The organism is Micromonospora sp. NPDC005291, assembly GCF_040607415.1.
GTDB lineage: Bacteria > Actinomycetota > Actinomycetes > Mycobacteriales > Micromonosporaceae > Micromonospora.
The window spans coordinates 24,845-44,739 of record NZ_JBEXGR010000007.1; the positions used below are offsets into that span (position 1 = coordinate 24,845).

At 71.9% G+C, this 19,895-nt stretch carries 21 protein-coding genes; 15 read left to right on the plus strand and 6 right to left on the minus strand.

What is annotated here, in order from left to right:
- The first annotated feature begins 18 nt into the window (after positions 1 to 18).
- Complete coding sequence (locus tag ABZT18_RS12390) at positions 19 to 1,068, plus strand: type III polyketide synthase (RefSeq protein ID WP_354994551.1); 1,050 nt, start codon at positions 19 to 21, stop codon at positions 1,066 to 1,068.
- Positions 1,069 to 1,100: 32 nt separating this feature from the next.
- Entirely contained in the window at positions 1,101 to 1,757 is a 657-nt protein-coding gene (locus ABZT18_RS12395; RefSeq protein WP_354994550.1) for a hypothetical protein, read from the plus strand.
- Between the two features lie 6 nt (positions 1,758 to 1,763).
- On the opposite strand, the gene ABZT18_RS12400 is transcribed toward ABZT18_RS12395, so the two are convergent.
- Positions 1,764 to 2,456 (minus strand): hypothetical protein, encoded by a 693-nt coding sequence (locus ABZT18_RS12400; protein WP_354994549.1) that lies wholly within the window; start codon positions 2,454 to 2,456, stop codon positions 1,764 to 1,766.
- 327 nt (positions 2,457 to 2,783) lie between these two features.
- On the opposite strand from ABZT18_RS12400, the gene ABZT18_RS12405 reads away from it, so the two are divergent.
- From ABZT18_RS12405 to ABZT18_RS12420, 4 genes are read left to right on the plus strand one after another with little or no spacing between them, the layout of a single operon-like run.
- The gene (locus tag ABZT18_RS12405; RefSeq protein WP_272613946.1) at positions 2,784 to 3,269 is read left to right on the plus strand and encodes a CarD family transcriptional regulator; all 486 of its coding nucleotides are present in this window, start codon (positions 2,784 to 2,786) and stop codon (positions 3,267 to 3,269) included.
- A 56-nt stretch (positions 3,270 to 3,325) separates the two neighbouring features.
- On the plus strand, positions 3,326 to 4,021 hold the full coding sequence (gene ispD, locus ABZT18_RS12410; RefSeq protein WP_354994548.1) for a 2-C-methyl-D-erythritol 4-phosphate cytidylyltransferase: 696 nt from the start codon (positions 3,326 to 3,328) through the stop codon (positions 4,019 to 4,021).
- Positions 4,022 to 4,034: 13 nt separating this feature from the next.
- Positions 4,035 to 4,520, plus strand: coding sequence for a 2-C-methyl-D-erythritol 2,4-cyclodiphosphate synthase (ispF, locus tag ABZT18_RS12415; protein ID WP_354994694.1), 486 nt, complete (start codon positions 4,035 to 4,037; stop codon positions 4,518 to 4,520).
- Positions 4,521 to 4,530: 10 nt separating this feature from the next.
- Positions 4,531 to 5,562: a tetratricopeptide repeat protein gene (locus ABZT18_RS12420; protein WP_354994547.1), complete on the plus strand. Its 1,032-nt coding sequence runs from the start codon at positions 4,531 to 4,533 to the stop codon at positions 5,560 to 5,562.
- Position 5,563: 1 nt separating this feature from the next.
- On the opposite strand, the gene ABZT18_RS12425 is transcribed toward ABZT18_RS12420, so the two are convergent.
- Positions 5,564 to 6,730, minus strand: coding sequence for a cupin domain-containing protein (locus tag ABZT18_RS12425; protein ID WP_354994546.1), 1,167 nt, complete (start codon positions 6,728 to 6,730; stop codon positions 5,564 to 5,566).
- A gap of 94 nt (positions 6,731 to 6,824) precedes the next feature.
- Between ABZT18_RS12425 and ABZT18_RS12430 the strand changes: the two genes are divergently transcribed.
- From ABZT18_RS12430 to ABZT18_RS12455, 6 genes are all read left to right on the plus strand, one after another.
- The gene (locus ABZT18_RS12430) at positions 6,825 to 7,694 is read left to right on the plus strand and encodes a hypothetical protein (protein WP_354994545.1); all 870 of its coding nucleotides are present in this window, start codon (positions 6,825 to 6,827) and stop codon (positions 7,692 to 7,694) included.
- The gene (gene fahA / locus ABZT18_RS12435) at positions 7,691 to 8,887 is read left to right on the plus strand and encodes a fumarylacetoacetase (protein ID WP_354994544.1); all 1,197 of its coding nucleotides are present in this window, start codon (positions 7,691 to 7,693) and stop codon (positions 8,885 to 8,887) included. The genes ABZT18_RS12430 and fahA overlap by 4 nt, the downstream gene beginning before the upstream one ends.
- Before the next feature lie 175 nt (positions 8,888 to 9,062).
- Positions 9,063 to 9,272 (plus strand): DUF397 domain-containing protein, encoded by a 210-nt coding sequence (locus ABZT18_RS12440; RefSeq protein ID WP_354994543.1) that lies wholly within the window; start codon positions 9,063 to 9,065, stop codon positions 9,270 to 9,272.
- 144 nt (positions 9,273 to 9,416) lie between these two features.
- Entirely contained in the window at positions 9,417 to 9,899 is a 483-nt protein-coding gene (locus ABZT18_RS12445; protein ID WP_354994542.1) for an SRPBCC family protein, read from the plus strand.
- 101 nt (positions 9,900 to 10,000) lie between these two features.
- Entirely contained in the window at positions 10,001 to 11,257 is a 1,257-nt protein-coding gene (locus tag ABZT18_RS12450; RefSeq protein WP_354994541.1) for a PQQ-binding-like beta-propeller repeat protein, read from the plus strand.
- A 90-nt stretch (positions 11,258 to 11,347) separates the two neighbouring features.
- On the plus strand, positions 11,348 to 11,542 hold the full coding sequence (locus ABZT18_RS12455) for an LPXTG cell wall anchor domain-containing protein (RefSeq protein WP_354994540.1): 195 nt from the start codon (positions 11,348 to 11,350) through the stop codon (positions 11,540 to 11,542).
- A 143-nt stretch (positions 11,543 to 11,685) separates the two neighbouring features.
- Here the strand turns inward: ABZT18_RS12455 and hisC are convergent, their stop codons facing one another.
- The 4 genes from hisC to hppD form a co-directional block, all read right to left on the minus strand.
- Positions 11,686 to 12,789 carry a histidinol-phosphate transaminase gene (hisC, locus tag ABZT18_RS12460; RefSeq protein WP_354994539.1) on the minus strand — a complete coding sequence of 368 codons (1,104 nt, stop codon included), beginning with the start codon at positions 12,787 to 12,789 and terminating at the stop codon, positions 11,686 to 11,688.
- Complete coding sequence (locus ABZT18_RS12465) at positions 12,786 to 13,766, minus strand: RDD family protein (RefSeq protein WP_354994538.1); 981 nt, start codon at positions 13,764 to 13,766, stop codon at positions 12,786 to 12,788. Before ABZT18_RS12465 ends, hisC begins: the two co-directional genes overlap by 4 nt.
- 76 nt (positions 13,767 to 13,842) lie before the next feature.
- Complete coding sequence (locus tag ABZT18_RS12470; RefSeq protein WP_354994537.1) at positions 13,843 to 14,559, minus strand: RDD family protein; 717 nt, start codon at positions 14,557 to 14,559, stop codon at positions 13,843 to 13,845.
- 11 nt (positions 14,560 to 14,570) lie between these two features.
- The gene (gene hppD / locus ABZT18_RS12475) at positions 14,571 to 15,776 is read right to left on the minus strand and encodes a 4-hydroxyphenylpyruvate dioxygenase (RefSeq protein ID WP_354994536.1); all 1,206 of its coding nucleotides are present in this window, start codon (positions 15,774 to 15,776) and stop codon (positions 14,571 to 14,573) included.
- Between the two features lie 136 nt (positions 15,777 to 15,912).
- On the opposite strand from hppD, the gene ABZT18_RS12480 reads away from it, so the two are divergent.
- The 3 genes from ABZT18_RS12480 to ABZT18_RS12490 all read left to right on the plus strand — a co-directional run bounded on the left by ABZT18_RS12480 (position 15,913) and on the right by ABZT18_RS12490 (position 19,735).
- Positions 15,913 to 16,419 (plus strand): Lrp/AsnC family transcriptional regulator, encoded by a 507-nt coding sequence (locus ABZT18_RS12480; RefSeq protein WP_354994535.1) that lies wholly within the window; start codon positions 15,913 to 15,915, stop codon positions 16,417 to 16,419.
- A 113-nt stretch (positions 16,420 to 16,532) separates the two neighbouring features.
- Entirely contained in the window at positions 16,533 to 17,942 is a 1,410-nt protein-coding gene (locus ABZT18_RS12485; RefSeq protein ID WP_354994693.1) for a PQQ-binding-like beta-propeller repeat protein, read from the plus strand.
- A gap of 125 nt (positions 17,943 to 18,067) precedes the next feature.
- A complete protein-coding gene (locus ABZT18_RS12490; RefSeq protein WP_354994534.1) occupies positions 18,068 to 19,735 on the plus strand; it encodes a fumarate hydratase in 1,668 nt (555 codons plus the stop codon).
- The last annotated feature ends 160 nt before the right edge of the window (positions 19,736 to 19,895 follow it).

Genomic DNA, 19,895 nt, shown 5'->3' on the forward strand with positions numbered 1-19,895 from the left:
TGACGAGAGGTGGGGATCGTGTCCGTACCAGTGATCGCGGGGCTCGGGGCTGCGCAGCCGCCGTCCGCTTCGCAGGACGAGTTGTGGGAGGGCTACTTCTCCCGGCACTTCTCCGGGACCACCCGGTCGTTGGCCCAGCGGATCTTCGCGAACTCGGGGGTGACCCGGCGGCAGGCCGCGGTCAACCCTCTCTTGGAGGACGTGTCGGACTGGCCGACCGAGCGCCGGATGCGCCGCTACCAGGTGGAGGCGCTGCCGCTGGGCAAGGAGGCGGTGGGCCGTGCGTTGACCGCCGCCGGGCTGGGCGCCGGCGACATCGGTCTTTTCATCGTCTGCTCCTGCACGGGGTACGCCACCCCCGGGCTGGACATCCTGCTCGCGCGGGATCTCGGTATGGCCGCGGACACCCAGCGGATGTTCGTCGGCCACATGGGCTGTTACGCGGCGCTGCCGGGGCTCGGCGCGGCGAGTGACTTCGTCACCGCCCGGGGGCGACCGGCGCTGCTGCTCTGCGCGGAGCTGACCAGCCTGCACATCCAGCCGTCCAGTGCCAGGGTGGACACCCAGCAGATCGTCTCCCACGCGCTCTTCTCGGACGCCGCGGTCGCCGCCGTGGTCGTGCCGGGCGGCCCGGGGTACGCGCTGCGCGAGGTCACCTCCGTCACCGACACCTCGACCGCCGACCACATGACCTGGGATGTCACCGACACCGGCTTCCGGATGGGGCTGTCGCCGAAGGTGCCGCAGGTGCTCTCCAGGCATGTCCTCGGGCTGGTCGACGACCTGCTGGCCCGGCACGGCACCACCCGCTTCGAGGTGGACGGTTGGGCGGTGCACCCGGGCGGGCCGCGAATCCTCAACGTGGTCGAGCGGGAGTTGGCACTGCCCCCGGAGGGGCTGGCCGCGTCCCGGGCGACGCTCGACGAGCACGGCAACTGCTCGTCGCCGACCGTGCTGCTGATCCTGGACCGGCTGAGCCGTGCGACGCCAGCGGCTCGACGCGTCGTCATGCTGGCGTTCGGCCCTGGCCTCACCCTGTACGCGGCTCTGCTCGATCGACAGGACTGAACATCCGGTTACCCGGCCGGTACGCTCGACGAATGGATGCGACGGCGGACGACCGGCTGCGGTCTGCGGTGCTGTTTGGTGCTGCGGTGGCCGTCCTGGCCGTCGGTGGTTGGTGGTGGCACGCCGCCGCGCCTGCCTCGACGGCCGCGTCGGCTGGTCCCTCGGCCGCACCCGCCGTAGGACCGAGTGTCAGCACCCCGCTGGACCGCGCCCTGGCCGCCGCGACGCCCGATGAGCGGGTGACGTTCCGGGTGGATTCCGAGACGGGCGAGGCCGTCAGCGTTCAGGGCAGCCCTGGGGCGTCGATCATCGACCCGGCGACCGGTCTGACCATGGACACCCTCGCGGCTCTGGGTGCGTCCTTCCAACAGGCGGACCCGTCGGGTGAGCTGTCCCGGTTCCGCGAAACGATCTGGCGCGAGCAGGCGACGCTCAGCCCGGGCGCCAGCGTGATCCGGCAGTCCGCCGACGATGGCGGCCGCTACCTGCTTCAGTACCGGTGCACCCGGCCGGGCGAGATGCTGGTGGTGGTCACCGGGGCCCGGATCACCGGGCCGTCCCGGATCGACTGTGACGGCGCGGTCGCCACCGCGGAGTTGAGCCCGATCAGCGGGCCGATCCGGGTGTCGTTGTCGACGCTGGGCGACAGGCCGGTCGACGCCGAGGCGCAACTCGTCGCGCTGCCCTGACCTGCGTCAGGCGGCGAGGGCGCTCAGGTCGCCCCGGTAGGCGTCGATCGGCCCCAGGTCGGGCAGCACCCGGGTCACTGTGCCGGCGCGGTCGACCAGCAGGGCGGTCGCGGTGCCGGGGCGGGCCGGTTGGCCCAGGAACGAGCGCAGCCCACCGGCGGGGTCGGCCAGTGCACGGGCCTGCCGCTGGTTCGTGGGCCCGGCCGGGACCGTCCGCCCTCCGGTGACGGTGACCACGGAGACGCCGGCTGGCGCAGCCGCCAGGGCGTCGGCGACGCGGTCCGGGCAGGGGCAACCGTCCAGCAGAATGATCATGGCGGGTAGCAGGCCGCGCAGCGGCACCGGTGCCTGGCTCGCGTCGACGAGGTCCAGTGCGGGCAGGGCCCGACCGGCGAGTGTCGCGGGCGGCGAGTAGGGGGCCGGGGTCGACCGCTCGGTGCCTCGGTTGGCTCGTGGCCAGGTGACCACGAGCAGACCGGCCAGCGTGGTGAGGACCGCCACCAGCAGGACCAGCAGCGGCAGGCCCAGAGCTCGGTGTCCGCCGGGTAGGCCGGTGGCCCTGCGCAGCTCACGGCGGATCTGGGCGGCCTCGGCGGAGAGCGCGGAGGCGTCGTCGGGGACCACCACCCGGCCCCATTCGGGCGGCAGGCCGGGCAGGCCGTCGGTCGGCCCGTGGCCCTCTGCATCCGGCTTGCCCATCGGACCTCCTGGAAGCGTCTCGAGAGCGGAGTGCGGCTCCGCCTCCAGGGTCGCGCACCGAGGGCTCCTCCCGCTACACCTGGGCGCAGTCCCGCCGGCCGGGATACCATGGGAGAGCGCATAGCCCTTGATCTGGACGTTCTGTTCACCCGTACCGGGAAGTCATCCCATCGTTACGGAGCGTGTTCGAACCATCGGTTTGACCGCCTGTCAAGCTGAAGCAAGACCTCTCACAGGGCCCCTGAGCTGCGCCAACGGTCAGGACATCGGAGAGACATCGCTGCCTGACCGTGTTACCCTAGACACAGCGAAAGGGGTTTCGAACCTATGGTTTTCAGTGTCGGCGAGACCGTTGTTTACCCCCACCACGGGGCCGCACTCATCGAGGCAATCGAGACTCGGATCATCAAGGGCGAGCCTAAGAAATACCTCGTCCTGAGGGTCGCGCAGGGTGACCTGACGGTCCGGGTGCCCGCCGAGAATGCCGAGATCGTGGGTGTGCGCGAGGTGGTCGGCGAAGAGGGCCTCGGCCTGGTCTTCGACGTTCTCCGGGCTCCGCACACCGAGGAGCCGACCAACTGGTCGCGGCGTTACAAGGCCAACCTGGAAAAGCTGGCCTCCGGAAACCCGCTGAAGGTCGCCGAGGTCGTGCGTGACCTGTGGCGCCGGGAGCGGGAGCGGGGCCTGTCCGCGGGTGAGAAGCGGATGCTCGCCAAGGCCCGTGACATTCTCGTCGGCGAGGTCGCGCTGGCGGAGAAGAGCACCAAGGACGAGGCGGAGATGCTGCTCGACAAGGTGCTCACCGAGGCCTAGTCAGCACAGCATCGTCGTACCCACTTCGTAGCGAACAAACCACCGAGGACCGTGACGTGACCGCGCAGCTCAATCCGCGCGGTGACGTCGCGGTCCTCGTGCCTGCGGCGGGTGCCGGTGTACGGCTCGGCCCCGGCCGACCCAAGGCGCTGCGCCTGCTCGCCGGCGAGCCGCTGCTGGTGCACGCCGTGCGTCGGCTGGCCGCCGCACCTTCGGTGCACACGATCGTGGTGGCCGCGCCGGCCGCCGAGGTGACTGCCGTCCGCGAGTTGCTGGCCCCGGTTGCGCCGGTGATCGTGGTGCCGGGCGGCGCGGAACGGCAGGCGTCGGTGGCCGCCGCGCTGGCCGCGGTGCCCGCTGGTCCGACGATCGTCCTGGTGCACGACGCCGCTCGCGCGCTCACACCGCCTGAGCTGGTCGAATCCGTCGCGGCAGCGGTCCGTGACGGCTGTGACGCGGTGATTCCGGTCCTGCCGGTCGTCGACACGATCAAGGAGGTCGGTGCCGGCGAGGTGGTGCTCGGCACCGTTGACCGTTCCGCCCTGCGCGCGGTGCAGACCCCGCAGGGTTTCCGCCGGGCCGTGCTGAGCGCCGCCCACGCCGCGGCCGGAGACTCCCTCACCGACGACGCCGGGCTCGTCGAGAAGCAGGGCGTCGTGGTGAGCTGCGTGCCGGGCTCGGAGTACGCACTGAAGATCACCCGCCCGTTCGATCTGGTGCTTGCGGAGCATCTGCTCGCCGCCGCCGGTTGACGCGTACCCTCTGATCATGATCGTTCCCCGGGTGGCCATCGGCACCGACGTGCATGCGTTCGCGCCTGGCCGGCCCTGCTGGGTGGCCGGCCTGTTCTGGCCCGATCAGGACGGCCTGGCCGGGCACTCGGACGCCGACGTCGCCGCACACGCCGCCTGCAACGCGCTGCTCTCCGCCGCCGGCCTCGGTGATCTTGGCTCCGCCTTCGGGGTGGGCGAGCCGGAGTGGGCCGGCGCGTCCGGAGTGGCGTTGCTGACCGAGACGGCCCGTCGGGTGCGGACAGCCGGCCTGGAGATCGGCAACGTGTCCGTGCAGGTCGTCGGCAACCGCCCCAAGATCGGCCGGCGTCGTGTGGAGGCCCAGCAGGTGCTCTCCGCCGCCGTGGGCGCCCCGGTCACCGTCTCCGCCGCGACCACCGACGGGCTGGGCTTCACCGGCCGCGAGGAAGGGCTGGCCGGCATCGCGGTCGCCCTGGTGTACGACGCGCCGGCCGCCTAAGCTCGCCGCGATGTCCAGCGACCCCGCCCCCGACCGGTCCGCCGCCGACGGCTACGTCCAGCGGGCCCAACTTCTCGCCGAGCTCGGCCGCCATGACGAAGCGGCCGGGGAGCTGACCTACGGGCTGGCTCTGCAGCCGGATGACGTCGACGCCCTCACCATGCTGGCCCGCGTGCACCTGGCCGCCGACCGCCCGGCCGAGGCGCTCACCGCCGCCGACACGGCCGTCGCCGCCGCACCGGAGGCCCTGCCGCCGCTGGTCGCCAGGGGTATGGCGTTGGCCGACCTGGAGCGTTACTCCGAGTCGGCCGTCACCGCCGACCGGATCCTCGCCCTCGGCCCGGCCGACGCGTACGCCCAGCGGAGCGCAGCGGCGATCCTGGCCGGCGCCCGCAACGGTCAGCCAGCGCTGAACGCGGCCTGGCACGGCGTCGAACTGGCCCCGCAGGAGGCGCAGGCGCACCTGGTGCTGAGCCTGGTCGCCGCTCGGTTGGACCTGTTCGACCTGGCCGAGCGGGCCTACCGGGAGGCGTTGCGGCTCGACCCGCGCATCGCCGAAGCGGGGCACGACGTGGGTGTCATGCGACTGGAACAGCGCCGCTGGTCGGAGGCGTTGGAACACGTCGCCGAGGCGGTGACGATCAGCCCGAGTCGCATCGAATCCCCGCGGACCCTCGCGTCCGGCCTGCACCGCCTGGTGCTCTACGGCGCGGGTTGGTCGCTGGTGGCGGCGGTGCTGGTCGCGTTCGCGGCCTCGGCGAGCGACGGGTTCTCCCGCATCCTGGCGGTGCTCGCCGCGCTCACCGGTGGGATCGTCGTCTGGCAGCTCGCGGCCCGGCTGCCGGGGCTGACCCGGACCGTCCTGCCCGCCCTGCTGCAGTCGGACCGGGCGATGGCACTCGCGATCTACGCCGTGGCCGCCGCGCCGGTGCTGCTGCTGGCGTACGCGGTGGTCGGCTCACCGTGGCCGCTGGTGCTGGCCATCGCCGCCACGGCGATCGCCGAGTTCGCCGTCTTCACGAGAACCGCCATCCGCTCCTGATCTAGGCGCGACGCGCCCACGTCCAGGCGTACCCCTCGTCCTCGCAGCTGCTGGCGGCGTCGCAGAGATCCAGGGGGCGGAAGGTGTCGACCATGACGGCCAGCTCGTCGAAGTAGTCCGCACCGATGGACCGCTCGGCGGCACCCGGCTGGGGGCCGTGGGTGAAACCGGACGGGTGCAGGGAGATTGAGCCCTGCTCGATGCCGGAGCCACGCCGGGCCTCGTAGTTGCCGCCGGTGTAGAAGAGCATCTCGTCGGAGTCGACGTTGTGGTGGTTGTACGGCACCGGGATCGCATCCGGGTGGTAGTCGACCTTGCGGGGCACGAATGAGCAGATGACGAAGTTGGGGCCCTGGAAGGTCTGGTGCACGGGCGGGGGCTGGTGGATCCGGCCGGTGATCGGCTCGAAGTCGTGGACGGAGAACGCCCACGGGTAGAGGTGCCCGTCCCAGCCCACCACGTCGAACGGGTGGTTGGCGTAGACGTAGCGGGTCCAGCCACGCCGGTGCCGGACCAGCACCTCGACCTCCTCGTCGTCGACGAGCAGCGGGGAGTCCGGGCCGCGGACGTCGCGCTCGCAGTACGGCGAGTGCTCCAGGAACTGGCCGCGTACGGAGAGGTAGCGCTTGGGTGGGCCGATGTGCCCGGCCGCCTCGACGGTGAGCAGTCGGACGGGCTGGTCGCCGGTGGGCACCAGCCGGTGGATGGTCGAGGTGGGGATGATGACGTAGTCGCCGGCGACCGCGTCCAGCACCCCGAACGGGGACTCGACCCGCAGGGTGCCCGACTCCACGTAGAGGCAGTGGTCGCCGGTGGCGTCGCGGAACAGCGGTGAGGGCCGGTCGGCGAGCACGTACCCGATCCGTACGTCGTCGTTGGCGAGCAGGTACTGCCGGCCGAGGATCGGGTCGGCGCCGCCGGTGTCGAGCTTGTGGGTGCGCAGGTGGCGGGGCTTGAGCGGCAGGTTCGGTGCCCGGGTGAACGCGGGTGGTGCGAACTCGTCGGCGGCCAGGATCGAGGTGGGCGCGTGCCGGTGGTAGAGCAGGGACGAGTCGGAGGAGAAGCCCTCCTGGCCCATCAGCTCCTCGGCGTAGAGGCTGCCGTCGGGCTGACGGAACTGGGTGTGGCGCTTGCGCGGCACCTCGCCGACGCTGCGGTAATACGGCATCTCGCCTCCCGATATGTCCCGTCCACCGGCCAGGGGCGTCCGATAATCGGACGCTGTTGTCCGTTCCTCGTAGCGTCCCGTACATTCTTGTTCCGTGTCAACGCAGGTGCCCGCACTCCTCGACGGCCTGGTGGATGACGCCGCCGTCTTCCCGCCCGGCAGCGCCGCGCTACCCGACGCCCTGGTCGCCCACCGTCAACACCGCGCTGCCTGGTACGCCGACCTGGTCGGTCCGCTGCTGGTCCCCGCCTCGACCGTTGCCGTAGGCGACCTGAACGGTCTCGTCGACCCGGCCGAGGGTCTGGTGGTCGGCGTGATCGGCGACACCGGAATCGGGAGCCTGCCCTTCGCGCTGTCGTTCCTGGCCCCGGTCGGCGTCACCGCCCGCCAGGTCGAGGTGGCAGTCGCCAAGCGCGGGGAGGACCCGCTGCCCGGCATCGCCGAGCTGCTGCGGCTCACCGATGCCATGCCGGGCGTCGAGGCCCTCTACGCCGAGCTGCCACTGACCTTCGGGCTGATGGGTGCGCTGGACGCGCTCGCCGCCGCCCGGGCCGACGGGGTGCCGATCGCGGCCAAGTTCCGCACCGGCGGCCTGGCCGCAGAGCTCTTCCCCACCCCGGCCGAACTGGCCGCGGTGATCTGCGCCTGCCGGGACCGGGACCTGCCGTTCAAGCTCACCGCCGGGCTGCACCAGGCGGTCCGGCACCTGGATTCGGAGACCGGCTTCACCCACCACGGCTACGCCAACGTGCTGGCCGCGACCCTGGGGGCCGCTGACGGTGGCGGGGTGGACGCCGTCGCCGAGCTGCTGACCGTGGTCGATCCGCGCCCCCTGCTGGAGCGCGCGACCGCACGGCTGGACGCCCCCCGCCCACTGTGGGTCGGCTTCGGCTCGTGCAGCATCCTGGAACCACTGACCGATCTGATCCGGCTTGGGCTGGTGAACGGGGGCTACGACGCATGACCTGGGTGACCGGCGTTGACGGTTCGCCGTACGGGGTGACGAACCTGCCGTACGGGGTGTTCCGGTCCGACGGGGGTCAGGCGCGGATCGGCGTACGGATCGGGTCATGGGTGTTGGACCTGGCGGCGGCGGAGGCCGCCGAGCTGGTGCTGGCCGCCGGTGCGCTGTGCCGACCCACCCTGAACGAGTTCATGGCGCTGGGCCGTCCGCAGTGGACGGCGGTGCGACAGCGGATCACCGAGCTGCTCACCGACCCGGCGCACCGGGCCGCGGTGGAGCCGCTGCTGGTGCCCCTCGACGACGTGGAGCTGCTGCTTCCGATCGAGGTCGCCGACTACGTCGACTTCTACTCCTCCGAGCACCACGCGTCGAACGTCGGGCAGATCTTCCGCCCCGGCCAGCCGCCGCTGCTGCCCAACTGGAAGCACCTCCCGATCGGCTACCACGGGCGGGCCGGCACGGTGGTGGTCTCCGGAACGCCGGTGATCCGTCCCAGCGGCCAGCGGGCCTCCGCCGACGGCCCGGTCACCGGCCCATCGGTACGCCTCGACATCGAGGCCGAGGTCGGCTTCGTGGTGGGCGTACCCAGCTCGTTGGGCGATCGGGTGTCCGTCGACGATTTCGCCGACCACGTGTTCGGCGTGGTGCTGGTCAACGACTGGTCGGCCCGGGACATCCAGGCCTGGGAGTACCAGCCACTCGGCCCGTTCCTCGGCAAGTCGTTCGCCACCTCGGTCTCGGCCTGGGTGACGCCGCTGGACGCGCTCGGCGGTGCCTTCGTGCCGGCCCCCGATCAGGACCCGCCCGTCGTCGACTACCTGCGGGACGTGCCGCACGTCGGGCTGGACCTCCGACTGGCGGTCGAGTGGAACGGCGAGCGGGTCAGCGAGCCGCCGTTCGCCACCATGTACTGGACGCCGGCACAGCAGTTGGCGCACCTCACCGTCAACGGCGCGTCTCTGCGCACCGGCGACCTGTACGCCTCGGGCACGGTCTCCGGCCCGGACCGATCGCAGGTCGGCTCGTTCCTGGAGCTGACCTGGGGCGGGGCCGAGCCGGTGACGGTGGGCGACGAGAGCCGCACCTTCCTCGCCGACGGCGACACGGTGACCATCACCGCCACCGCTCCCGGCCCGGACGGCACCACCATCGCCCTCGGCGAGGTCACCGGCACGGTTCGCCCGGCCCGCTGAACGGGCACGTTCCATCCGTCTCGTCCATGGGACCGGTGATCGCACCCGCTGTGCGATCACCGGCCCTGGTTGACCCGTTGATCGTCCGGATTCCGTTGCCTCGCCGCGCGATCCGGGCCGGGCTGTGCCCGGTTGCCAGCGGTGGGGCATCCCATCGCACACGGAGGTAACGACGATGCACGATTTCGCGGGCGCGGTATGGCGTACCAGCAGCCGCTCTAACGACCAGGGGCTCTGCGTGGAAGTGGCGGACAACCTGGTCGATGTCCATGGTCTGGTCGGGGTCCGCGACTCCAAGGATCAGGCTGGCCCCACACTCGCGGTCAGCCCGCCGGGATGGACGGCGTTCATCGGCGCGATCCGGGCCGGTCGCTTCGAACGCTGACCGGCGCTCCGGCACCGGTCGACGACGATCGGTGCCGGAGCGACGCCCAATCGGACAGCGTGGCCTCCGGGTGGTGGAAATTCCGTCCCGGAGGCCCCCGTCCCGCCCTCACTCCGCGTACCGTCGGGGACACGGGAGGGTGGCATGTCGACGGTGGCGGTTACCGGGTTCATCGAGGCGCACGCTGTCGATGCCTGGCGTCTGCTGACCGACCTGCCCGGCCGTGCGGCCCGACCGACCGCAGCCGGCCCGATCGAGGTGCTCACTCCGGGCCCGTTCGGGCCGGGCACCGCCTGGCGTGAGGAGCGGATCCAGCCGGGCGGCGGCACGCTGACCGAGGAGTTCCTGGTGGTGGAGGCACTCGCCCCGCAGCGGCTGGTGCTCTGCTCCTCCGGTGCCGGCGTGGATTACCGGATCACCTGGAGCCTGCGCCCGGTCCGGCGTCGCCGTCGGGGTTGCACGGCGATCACCGTCACCCAGGAGGCGGTGCCGACCGCCCCGTACGGTCGGGTGGTGGCGCTGCTGCTCGGCGGGCTCGCCGCCCGGGCCGTCGAGGTGGCGCTCCGGCGTGATCTCGCGGACCTGGCCGTCGCTGCCGGCGCCGTCGGCTCCGTCGAAGCCGCCTGACCGCCAGCCGGTCACATCCGCCCTTCGCGCGACCGTGGTCCCCGTGACCTGAGCGGGATCCGGCCGGTTCCGCTGGGTAGGGTGCCGGGCGGAGGTGCGGCATGGGTTTCCCGAGGGGCCGGCGACGGCTCGTGATGGCGGTCGCGGCGCTGCTCGCGACCGCGGCCGTCGCGGTCATCGTCCACCGGGTGCTCGCGCCGGCAGAGGTGAGCACGGTGGCGCGGGCTGACTACCCGGCCGCGGCCCGACCGGACGCCGGCGTGGTCGGTCGACTGCCGGTCGCCCCGTTGATCGTGGACGCGAGGCTGCGGGTGTACGCCGCACACCGTCAGGTCTACGCCGACCGCCCGGTCGACGGGAAATACCGGACCACGCCCTACTGGTCGTACCGGCGCTGGCCAGCGGAGTTGACCGGGGTCGTGGCCAGCGGCAGCACGGTGGTCAGCCGCTGGTCCGACGGTCAACTGGTCGCACTCGACGCGCCGACCGGCCGGGTGCTCTGGCGTACCGACGGCCCGGAGCCCACCGACGGTGGGGCGGTGGTGCGGCGTACCGGTGCGGCCACCGTCTGGAACCCGCGCGGGCTTCAGCTCACCGACCTCCCGGACGGCCGAACGGTGCTGGTGGCTACCGGGGACGCCCAGGCGCGTGGGGTCGAGTTGAGCGGCGGTCGGGAGCTGTGGCGGGTCGACCTCCCCGGCAGTTGTCGAAGCGACGTCGGCACCACCGCCTCCGGGCAGCTGATCGGTCTGGACACCTGCGCCGGGCCGGCCACGGTCGAGTTCCGGGATGCGGCGACCGGTGTGGTGCGTGAGCGTTGGCGACCGCCGGGTGGCCCGGACGAGCTGGTGGTGACTCCGCTCGGCTGCCGTACCGATCGGTCGGACTGCCTGGCCCTGCGGACCGCCGGGCCGGGCGATGCGGGCGGCCGGGGTTGGCTGCTGGGTGCCGGCGAGCCGGTCGCCGCCCCCGCGCTGGATCCGGCCGGCACCACGCTGGTCGGTGAGCAGGCCGTCGTCGTGCTCGACGGGGTGGCGGTGGGTCGGTCGGCGCGTACGGGCGCCGAGCTGTGGCGGTCCGCGGATCTGGGCACGGCACGGGTGCTGGCCGGGCAGCCTGGTCGGGTACATCTGCTGACCGAGGCGAACGACCTGGTGACGCTGGATCCGGTGACCGGTACGCAGCTGTCCCGCTTTTCACTCAACGTCGGACGGGACGGGACGGGCTGGGCGCCCGGGGCGGTGGCAGTCGAGGGGGGCTACGTCGCGATCGAACGGCTCCGCAAGCCGGTCGACCCGGACGGCGACGACCGGCGCTACTACCTGACCGCGGAGGCGGTGATCCTGGCCGCCACCTGATCGTGGCGTCTCGACTCCGGGGAAGCAGAACCTCCCGTTCCCTTCGTCCATGAAGGCGCCGTCCGGGCCGAGCCGTCGACCGTTGACGGTGTGACCTTCGAGATCGTGTCGGCGTCACCGACCCCACCCACTCCCACGCCCAGCCACGGTGGTCAGTTGCCGGTCACCGGATCGGGCCGTTCGGCGCTGTTGCTCGCCGGGCTGGGTGGGGCCCTGCTCTTCGTCGGTTGGCTCGCCGCCCGCCGTAGGCGGGGGATCGGCGGGCCAGCATCGCGAGACCGGTGACCAACAGCAGGCCCGCGATGGTCGCCCCGACGGCCCAGCCGGAGATCATCCGGGAGACGATGCTGCCCCGCGGGCACAACCTCTCAAAGTCGGACAAACAACCCATTTGTCACGGGGTGGAGCTAGGTTGCGGGCGAGATGCCCTAGACCAGGGCAGACTCGGCCGCCGCGAGGAACGCGTCGTTCTCAGCCGGTGTGCCGATGGTGACCCGGACCCCGTCCCCGGCGAACGGCCGCACGATGACCCCACGCGCCTCACAGGCCTTGCCGAACGCCACGGCCCGGTCGCCGAGCGGCAGCCAGACGAAGTTGGCCTGGCTGGTCGGCAGGTCGGGCACGAACTTGCGCAGCGCCTCGGTGACCCGGTCCCGCTCAGCGACGACCAGGGCACAGCGGCGCTCCATCTCCTCGGCCTGGGTCAGCGCCGCGAGCGCGCCGGCCTGGGCAGCCGTGCTGGTGGAGAACGGGGTCGCCACCTTGCGGATCGCCGCCGCCACCGTCGGCTGCGCCACCAGCCAGCCGATCCGCAGCCCGGCGAGACCCCACGCCTTGGACAGGGTGCGCAGCACCGCCACGTTGGGCCGGTCCAGGTAGTCGAGCCCGTCCGGCACCTCCGGGTCGTTGACGAACTCCCGGTACGCCTCGTCGATGACCACCAGCACGTCGTCCGGGACCGCGTCCAGGAACCGGTCCAGCTCGGCCCGGCGTACCGCGGTGCCGGTGGGGTTGTTCGGGTTGCAGACCAGGATCAGCCGGGTCCGGTCGGTCACCGCGGCGGCCATCGCCGCCAGGTCGTGCCCGTGCCCGGCGTCGTTGGGCACCCGCACGCTGGTCGCGCCGCTGGTCGCCGCGATGATCGGGTACGCCTCGAAGGACCGCCACGAGTAGATCACCTCGTCGCCGGGCAGGCAGGTGGCCCGGACCAGGTGCTCGGCGAGCGCCACCGACCCGCAGCCGGTGGCGATCCGGTCGGCGTCCACCCCGTACCGCTGGGACAGCGCGTCACGCAGCGCGACCACGCCCATGTCCGGGTAGCGGTGCGAGGCGGTGACCGCCTCGGTGACGGCCTCCACGACGCCGGGCAGCGGCCCGTACGGAACCTCGTTGCTGGCCAGCTTGATGGCCTCCGGCAGGCCCAGCTCCCGCGCCAGGTCGGCGGGGCTGCGACCCGGCACGTAGTTGGGCAGCGCGTCCAGGTCGGCGCGGGTCAGCCGCAATGCCGGCTGGTGACGTCCGGAGTCGGTCATGTGGTGTCTCCCGAGGGCTGGTCGCGGTCGTTCGAGGGGGCGGAAACGGGGGTTTCGGGGACTTCGACGACCACCGTCTGCGCGCGTTTGTCGTGCAGTGCCCGGCGCAGCGGGTGGTCGAAGAGGGGGGAGAGAGCGTCGACCAGTTGCAGCACCAGACCGATCCCGGCGCAGTACCAGAGCAGCGTCGGCAGGCCCAGGCTGCTCCACCGGCTCAGCGCCCGACCGAAGCCCAGCGGCTGGTCGGCGGCGAGCGGCACCGCCCGGATCCGCATCATCCGCTTGCCGATGGTCTGCCCACCTGCGGCCATGGCGGGCACCTCGTACGCCAGCCAGAGCGCGGTGGCGATCAGCAGGATCACCACCAGGAGAAGCCCAGCCTGCTCGCCGGGCATCGGCAGGCCCTCGGCGGAGGTGTCGCCCCGCGCCGCGCGCTGGAAGAGCTCCCGCCAGTACGGCGCCCACTCCTTCGCCCATCGCCAGACGAACCAGCCGTTGACCACCACATTCAGTGCGAAGACGATGCCGAAGTCGATCAGTCGGGCGGTCAACCGGCGGCCATAGCCGGCCAGCCGGAGGCCATGCGGTCGCGGCTCGGGCGGTCGCACAGCCCAGCCGGGGTGACCGGCCGGCGGGGCCCAGCCGGGTTGACCACCCGGTGGGGCCCAGCCGGGCGGACCACCTTGCGGACCCCAGCCGGGAGGGCCGGCCTGTGGCCCCCGGCCCGGGCCGTACCCCGGTTGCGGGCCGTACCCCGGTTGCGGGTCCTGGTGTGGCGCGGCGGTCGCCGGGCCCGGGGCGGCCGACACCACGGGTGGGGCCGGCGTGACCGGCGCGGGCGGCGGCTCGACCGGCGGCGGACCGTCCGGTGGGGTGGCGTCGACGGGGATGGGCGCACCGAGCCAACCCTCGCCGTCCCAGTAACGCCGGGTCTCGGTGTCGGCGGGGTCGACGTACCAGCCGGGTTGCACGCTCACGCCACCGCTCCGCTTCGCTGCACGCCGGCGCGAGGCGCCACGCTACTGAGCCTGCTGGTTCGCTCGCTCCGATCGCTCACGAGGACACCTTAACGACGACCGTTCCAGCGAACTTGTCATGGAGGCACTGCTGCCACGGCTTGTCCCAGAGCTGCCAGAAACCGTCGAGGTAGCTGCCCCCGGGGACCAGCGAGCCCGCCAGGTACTGCACCAGCCACCGCCGGCCGGCCATCGCGCGGTCCAGCCTGTGGGTCGGGTCAAGCGGCACCACGCGCAGCTTCATGACCTTCTTGCCGAGGGTCTGACCGCCGCGCTTGAGGTACTCCACGTGGTAGAGCCAGTAGAACCCGAGCATCAGAACGAGCACTCCGAGCTGGAGCAGCATGATCGGCAGGAAGAACTCGATCAAGAAGGTGCCCGGGTCGGGCTCCACGAACGTCCCGTCCGGGGTGGTCCGGGTCATCTCGGTGAACATCCGCCACCAGAGGATGAAGAAGACCGGCATGAACAGCACCAGCGAGACGGCACTCGCCAGCGCCGTGTCGATCAGCCAGGCCAGCAGTCGGTCGCCGAAGCTGGCCAGCGGCTGCCCAGCCGGGCTCAGCGTCGGTGGCAGTGGACCCACCGGTCGGGGTGGTCCGGCGTACCAGTACGGCGGGGCGTACCCGGGCGGGGCGTACTGCGGCGGCACGGCGTACCCCTGGGGGATCTGTCCGGGCGGCGGCGCGACGCCGCCGGCGGCGGGCGGGGGCCCACCGGCCGGCGGCGTCGGGTACGACGGAGGCTGCGTCACGCTCGCAAGTGTTACAGGTTGCCGCGGGCTTCCTGCTCCCGCTCGATCGCCTGGAAGAGCGCCTTGAAGTTGCCCTTGCCGAAGCCCAGCGAGCCGTGCCGCTCGATCAGCTCGAAGAAGACGGTGGGGCGGTCCTGCACCGGCTTGGTGAAGATCTGGAGCAGGTAGCCGTCCTCGTCCCGGTCGACCAGGATCTTGCGGGCCTTCAGCTCCTCGATCGGCACCCGCACGTTGCCGATCCGGGCGCGCAGCTCCGGGTCCTCGTAGTACGAGTCCGGGGTGTCCAGGAACTCGACCCCGGCCGCGCGCATCGCGTCGACACTGGCCACGATGTCGTTGGTGGCGACGGCGACGTGCTGGGCGCCGGGGCCCTGGTAGAACTCCAGGTACTCGTCGATCTGGGACTTCTTGCGGGCGATCGCCGGCTCGTTGAGCGGGAACTTCACCTTGCGGGTGCCGTTCGCCACGACCTTGCTCATCAGCGCCGAGTAGTCGGTGGCGATGTCGTCGCCCACGAACTCCGCCATGTTGGAGAAGCCCATCACCCGCTTGTAGAACTCGACCCACTCGTCCATCCGGCCCAGCTCCACGTTGCCGACCACGTGGTCGACGGCCTGGAAGAAGCGCTTCGGCTGGATGCCGGCGTCGATCATCGGCTGCCGGTCCACGATCGGGCCGCGGGCCACGAAGCCGGGCAGGAACGGGCCGGTGTAGCGGGAACGGTCGACCAGCGTGTGCCGGGTGTCGCCGTACGCGGCGATGGCGGCCATCCGGACCGTGCCGTGCTCGTCGGTCACCTCGTGCGGCTCGACGACGCTGGCGGCGCCCTGTGCGATGGCGTGCGCGTACGCGGCGTCCACGTTCGGCACCTCCAGCGCGATGTCGCTGATCCCGTCGCTGTGCTTGGCCACGTGCTCGGCACCGTCGGCGTCCGGGCGCACCGCACCGGTCAACACGAACCGGGCCGAACCGCTGGTCAGCACGTACTGGGCGTGGTCCCGGTAGCCCTGCTCGGGGCCCCGGTACGCCACACAGGTCATGCCGAACGCGGTGGAGTAGTAGTGGGCGGCCTGCTTGGCGTTGCCGACCAGGAAGTGCACGTGGTCGAGGCCCTTGACCGGGAACGGGTCGTGGCTGATGTCGTGGTCGACAGCGCCGACGAGCCGGTCGATGTCGACGTCCTCGGTTGACTGGGGTCGGTCGATCGCCTGGGTCATGGTGGTCTCCCTCGCGTACCGGCCGGCCTGGTGGGCCGCCCTCGGTTCTTGTGGCGAGGATCGCTGCGCCGACACCCGGTGGGCAACTGTTGACAGAAATGCTGGTCAGGTTGCGCATTCGGTATGGTCTTCACCCATGAATGGTGAGCAGAATGTACAGCTCGATACGCTCGACGTGCGCTTGATCGATCTGCTCGCCGAGGAGCCGCGGATCGGGGTGCTGGAGTGCTCCCGCCGGCTCGGGGTGGCCCGGGGCACCGTCCAGGCCCGGCTGGACAAGCTGATCGAGCGGCGTGTCATCGAGGGCTTCGGCCCCGAGATCTCACCGGCCGCGATCGGGTTCGGAGTGACCAGCTTCGTCACCTTGGAGATCAGTCAGCGGCACGGCCACGACCCGGTCACCGCCCACCTCGCCGCCATCCCCGAAGTGCTGGAGGCGCACACCATCACCGGCTCCAGCGACCTGCTCTGCCGGATCGTGGCCCGCTCCAACACCGACCTTCAGCGGGTCATCGACCAGATCGTCTCCTCCGCCGGCATCACCCGGGCGTCGACGATCATCGCGCTGGCCGTGCAGATTCCCTACCGCACGCTGCCCCTGGTGCGCAGCGCCGTACGGGCCGACGGAAGGGCGGCTTCCTGACGCTGTAACACCTCCGACCCAGAAAGCGCGGCGACACGGCGGCGCGGGCGTACGGAAGATCCGTGATCGTGGCTACGGTGTGCGGTGTGGCGAAGGGGAGCGTGCGCGGCGGGCTGCTGCTCGGCCTCGCCGTGGTCGTCGCCCTCGCCGCCACCGGCGTGTGGAACCCTTTCCCAGGTCTGTGGGACTGGGTGGACCGCAGCGACCCCATCTCCGAGCCCGACGTGGTCTGGCAGCAGCGGATCGGCGGCACCCCGCGCAGCGTGACCATCGCCGGCGACGCCGTCGTGGTCGAGCAGCGCACCCGGGTCGAGGCCCGCAGCCTGGCCACCGGCACCCAGCTCTGGGAGCGCAAGGCGGACTGGTCGGCGGTCGCCGGCGGCGACCGGGACGCGGTCGTCGCCGTGGGCAAACTCCTGGTCAAGGGGTACGAGCTGCTCGACCCGGCCACCGGGGCGACCCGGCGACGCGACGACGACGCGGTGGCCGTGTGGACGTACCGCAATCTACTCCTGGACGCCCGGTGCACGGATGCCACCGACTGCACCCTGAGCGCCTGGGACCCTCGCGGCACGGCACCACTCTGGACCGCCTTCCTGCCCGGGGTGCACAGCGGCCTGCTCGCCGACAACCCGGGCCTGCGCGGCACCCGCCGGCTCACCGCCACCCGGGTCGACGACGGGGTGGCCGGGGCGGAGCCCGCACCCCCGCTGCTCGGCTTCCCGGTCGACGGCCGGGTCCACGTGGTCGACACCGCCACCGGCCGGGTGCTGCAGAACGTCGAGCCCGGCCGGGACGAGCGGCTCTCCGTGGTGGGCGGCCGGATGCTGCGGATCGCCGCCCGATCCCAGGACGGCACCTGCTATTTCGCCATCTCCGCCCGCGACCCGGCGACCGGGCAGGAGGCCTGGCAGCGGGCCGGGGTCAACCTGCGGACCGCCGACAGTGCCGGCTGCGTGCAGCGTGAAGACCCGCAGGGCGCGCGGAACGTGCTGATCGGCGTCGGCCCGGACGGCCGCGAGGCGATCATCGACGGGTACGACGGACGGCTGCTCTGGGTTGGCGACTCGGGCACCAGATTGATCGCGGTCGACGACCGTCTGGCAGTGTTCCGGGCCGCCGACAAGCGCTCGGTGGTCGCCCGTGAGCTGGGCACCGACCGGGTGCTCTGGACCCGGCCCGCCAGCGGGAAGGCCGGTGGGGTGCTCACCCCGTACGCGGCGGTGGTCGCCGACGAGAAGCCGTCCCGGTTGGTCGCGGTGGACCCGCGCAGCGGCCGGGAGTTGGCCGTCCTGCGCACCTCGGCGAACGCCCTCGCGGTCGGGCCGCAGGGCATGATCATCGGCGAGGGGCGGGAGATCGGGTACATCCGCTGGGGCGCCACCGGGGGCTCGCCCGCCGGACCGCCCGGCGACGGCGGGAATCCCCGGCCGGGCGGCACCGGCCCCGGCGGGCAGGACAACGGCGACTGCGGGCCGAAGGGGGAACTGTGCCCCGATCCGGACGGCGGCAAGGACGGCTGAGCGGGCCGGCCCCCTGCTGATCGGCACGGCGCCGGTGCGAGCCTGGCCCAGCGGATGAGAGCGGCGTCCCAGGACCAGCCCGGCGGGTGGGAGTGATCGACCGGTCTGCCCTAGGCTTGCCGCTCATGAGCAGTGCCGCCGCATTCTCGTACGCTCCCCTCCTGCCGACCGGCCCCGACCAGACGGACTATCGCCTGGTCACCGACGAGGGCGTGGACGTCGTACACGGCCCGGGAGGCCGTCGGTTCCTCACCGTGGAGCCGGCCGCGCTCACCGCGCTGACCGCCGAGGCGATGCACGACATCGCGCACTTCCTGCGCCCGGCGCACCTGGCCCAGCTCCGGGCGATCATCGACGATCCGGCCGCCTCGCCGAACGATCGGTTCGTCGCGCTGGATCTGCTGCGCAACGCCAACATCGCCGCCGGCGGGGTGCTGCCGATGTGCCAGGACACCGGCACCGCGATCGTGATGGGTAAGCGTGGCCGGCACGTACTGACCGACGGCGGTGACGCCGAGGCCATCTCCCGGGGCGTCTACCAGGCGTACACCAAGCTCAACCTGCGCTACTCCCAGCTCGCCCCGCTGACCATGTGGGACGAGCGGAACACCGGCAGCAACCTGCCGGCCCAGGTGGAGTTGTACGCCGAGGACCCGGACGGGCATCCGGACGCGTACAAGTTTCTGTTCATGGCCAAGGGCGGTGGCTCGGCCAACAAGTCGTACCTCTACCAGGAGACCAAGGCGCTGCTCAACCCGACGCGGATGATGCAGTTCCTGGAGGAGAAGCTGCGGCTGATCGGCACCGCGGCCTGCCCGCCGTACCACCTGGCCGTCGTCATCGGCGGCACCTCGGGCGAGTACGCCCTGAAGACCGCGAAGTACGCCAGCGCCAAGTATCTGGACGCGCTGCCCACCTCCGGCTCGATGACCGCGCACGGCTTCCGGGACCTGGAGCTGGAGGCCGAGGTGCTGGAGCTGACCCGCAACTTCGGCATCGGAGCACAGTTCGGCGGCCGGTACTTCTGCCATGACGTACGCGTGGTCCGGTTGCCCCGGCACGGCGCGTCCTGCCCGGTGGCGATCGCCGTCTCCTGCTCGGCCGACCGGCAGGCGGTCGCCAAGATCACCCCGTCGGGTGTGTGGTTGGAGCGGCTGGAGACCGACCCGGCGCGTTTCCTTCCCGACGTCACCGACGACTCGCTCGACGCCGAACTGGTCGTCCGGGTCGACCTGAACCGGCCGATGGACGAGATCCGCGCCGAGCTGTCGAAATACCCGGTGAAGACGCGGCTGTCCCTGTCCGGCCCACTCGTGGTGGCCCGCGACATCGCGCACGCGAAGATCGCCGAGCGGCTGGACGCCGGCGAGCCGATGCCGCAGTACCTGCGTGACCACGCGGTCTACTACGCCGGCCCGGCGAAGACCCCCGAGGGGTACGCTTCCGGCTCGTTCGGCCCGACCACCGCCGGTCGGATGGACGCCTATGTGGAGAAGTTCCAGGCCGCCGGAGGCTCGCAGGTGATGTTGGCCAAGGGCAACCGGTCGGGTCAGGTGACCCGCTCCTGCCAGCAGCACGGCGGCTTCTACCTCGGCTCGATCGGTGGCCCCGCGGCCCGCCTCGCCCAGGACTGCATCAAGCACGTCGAGGTGCTCGAATACGCGGAGCTGGGCATGGAGGCGGTCTGGAAGATCGAGGTGGAGGATTTTCCCGCCTTCATCGTGGTCGACGACAAGGGCAACGACTTCTTCGCCGAGGTCACCAAGCCGGTGCTCACCGTCGGCCGCCGCTGACCCGACAGGTACGCGAAGGGGCGCCGAGCGGATCCGCTCGGCGCCCCTTCTGTCGTCCGTGTTCCACCGACATCGGTGCGCCCGCCCCGCTGGGGTGGGACGGGCGCACCGCCCCCGTCGGATGCCGTCACCGACAACCCGGGTCGAGTCTGTGGGGCAC

Bases quoted from the DNA above. Each gene is read 5' to 3' on its own strand.
- ABZT18_RS12490 (WP_354994534.1), top strand. From the start codon at position 18,068: ATGAGCAGTGCCGCCGCATTCTCGTACGCTCCCCTCCTGCCGACCGGC.
- ABZT18_RS12400 (WP_354994549.1), bottom strand. From the start codon at position 2,456: ATGGGCAAGCCGGATGCAGAGGGCCACGGGCCGACCGACGGCCTGCCC.
- ABZT18_RS12480 (WP_354994535.1), top strand. From the start codon at position 15,913: ATGAATGGTGAGCAGAATGTACAGCTCGATACGCTCGACGTGCGCTTG.
- hisC (WP_354994539.1), bottom strand. From the start codon at position 12,789: ATGACCGACTCCGGACGTCACCAGCCGGCATTGCGGCTGACCCGCGCC.
- ABZT18_RS12450 (WP_354994541.1), top strand. From the start codon at position 10,001: ATGGGTTTCCCGAGGGGCCGGCGACGGCTCGTGATGGCGGTCGCGGCG.
- hppD (WP_354994536.1), bottom strand. From the start codon at position 15,776: ATGACCCAGGCGATCGACCGACCCCAGTCAACCGAGGACGTCGACATC.
- ABZT18_RS12445 (WP_354994542.1), top strand. From the start codon at position 9,417: ATGTCGACGGTGGCGGTTACCGGGTTCATCGAGGCGCACGCTGTCGAT.
- ABZT18_RS12395 (WP_354994550.1), top strand. From the start codon at position 1,101: ATGGATGCGACGGCGGACGACCGGCTGCGGTCTGCGGTGCTGTTTGGT.
- ABZT18_RS12405 (WP_272613946.1), top strand. From the start codon at position 2,784: ATGGTTTTCAGTGTCGGCGAGACCGTTGTTTACCCCCACCACGGGGCC.
- fahA (WP_354994544.1), top strand. From the start codon at position 7,691: ATGACCTGGGTGACCGGCGTTGACGGTTCGCCGTACGGGGTGACGAAC.
- ABZT18_RS12425 (WP_354994546.1), bottom strand. From the start codon at position 6,730: ATGCCGTATTACCGCAGCGTCGGCGAGGTGCCGCGCAAGCGCCACACC.
- ABZT18_RS12440 (WP_354994543.1), top strand. From the start codon at position 9,063: ATGCACGATTTCGCGGGCGCGGTATGGCGTACCAGCAGCCGCTCTAAC.
- ABZT18_RS12420 (WP_354994547.1), top strand. From the start codon at position 4,531: ATGTCCAGCGACCCCGCCCCCGACCGGTCCGCCGCCGACGGCTACGTC.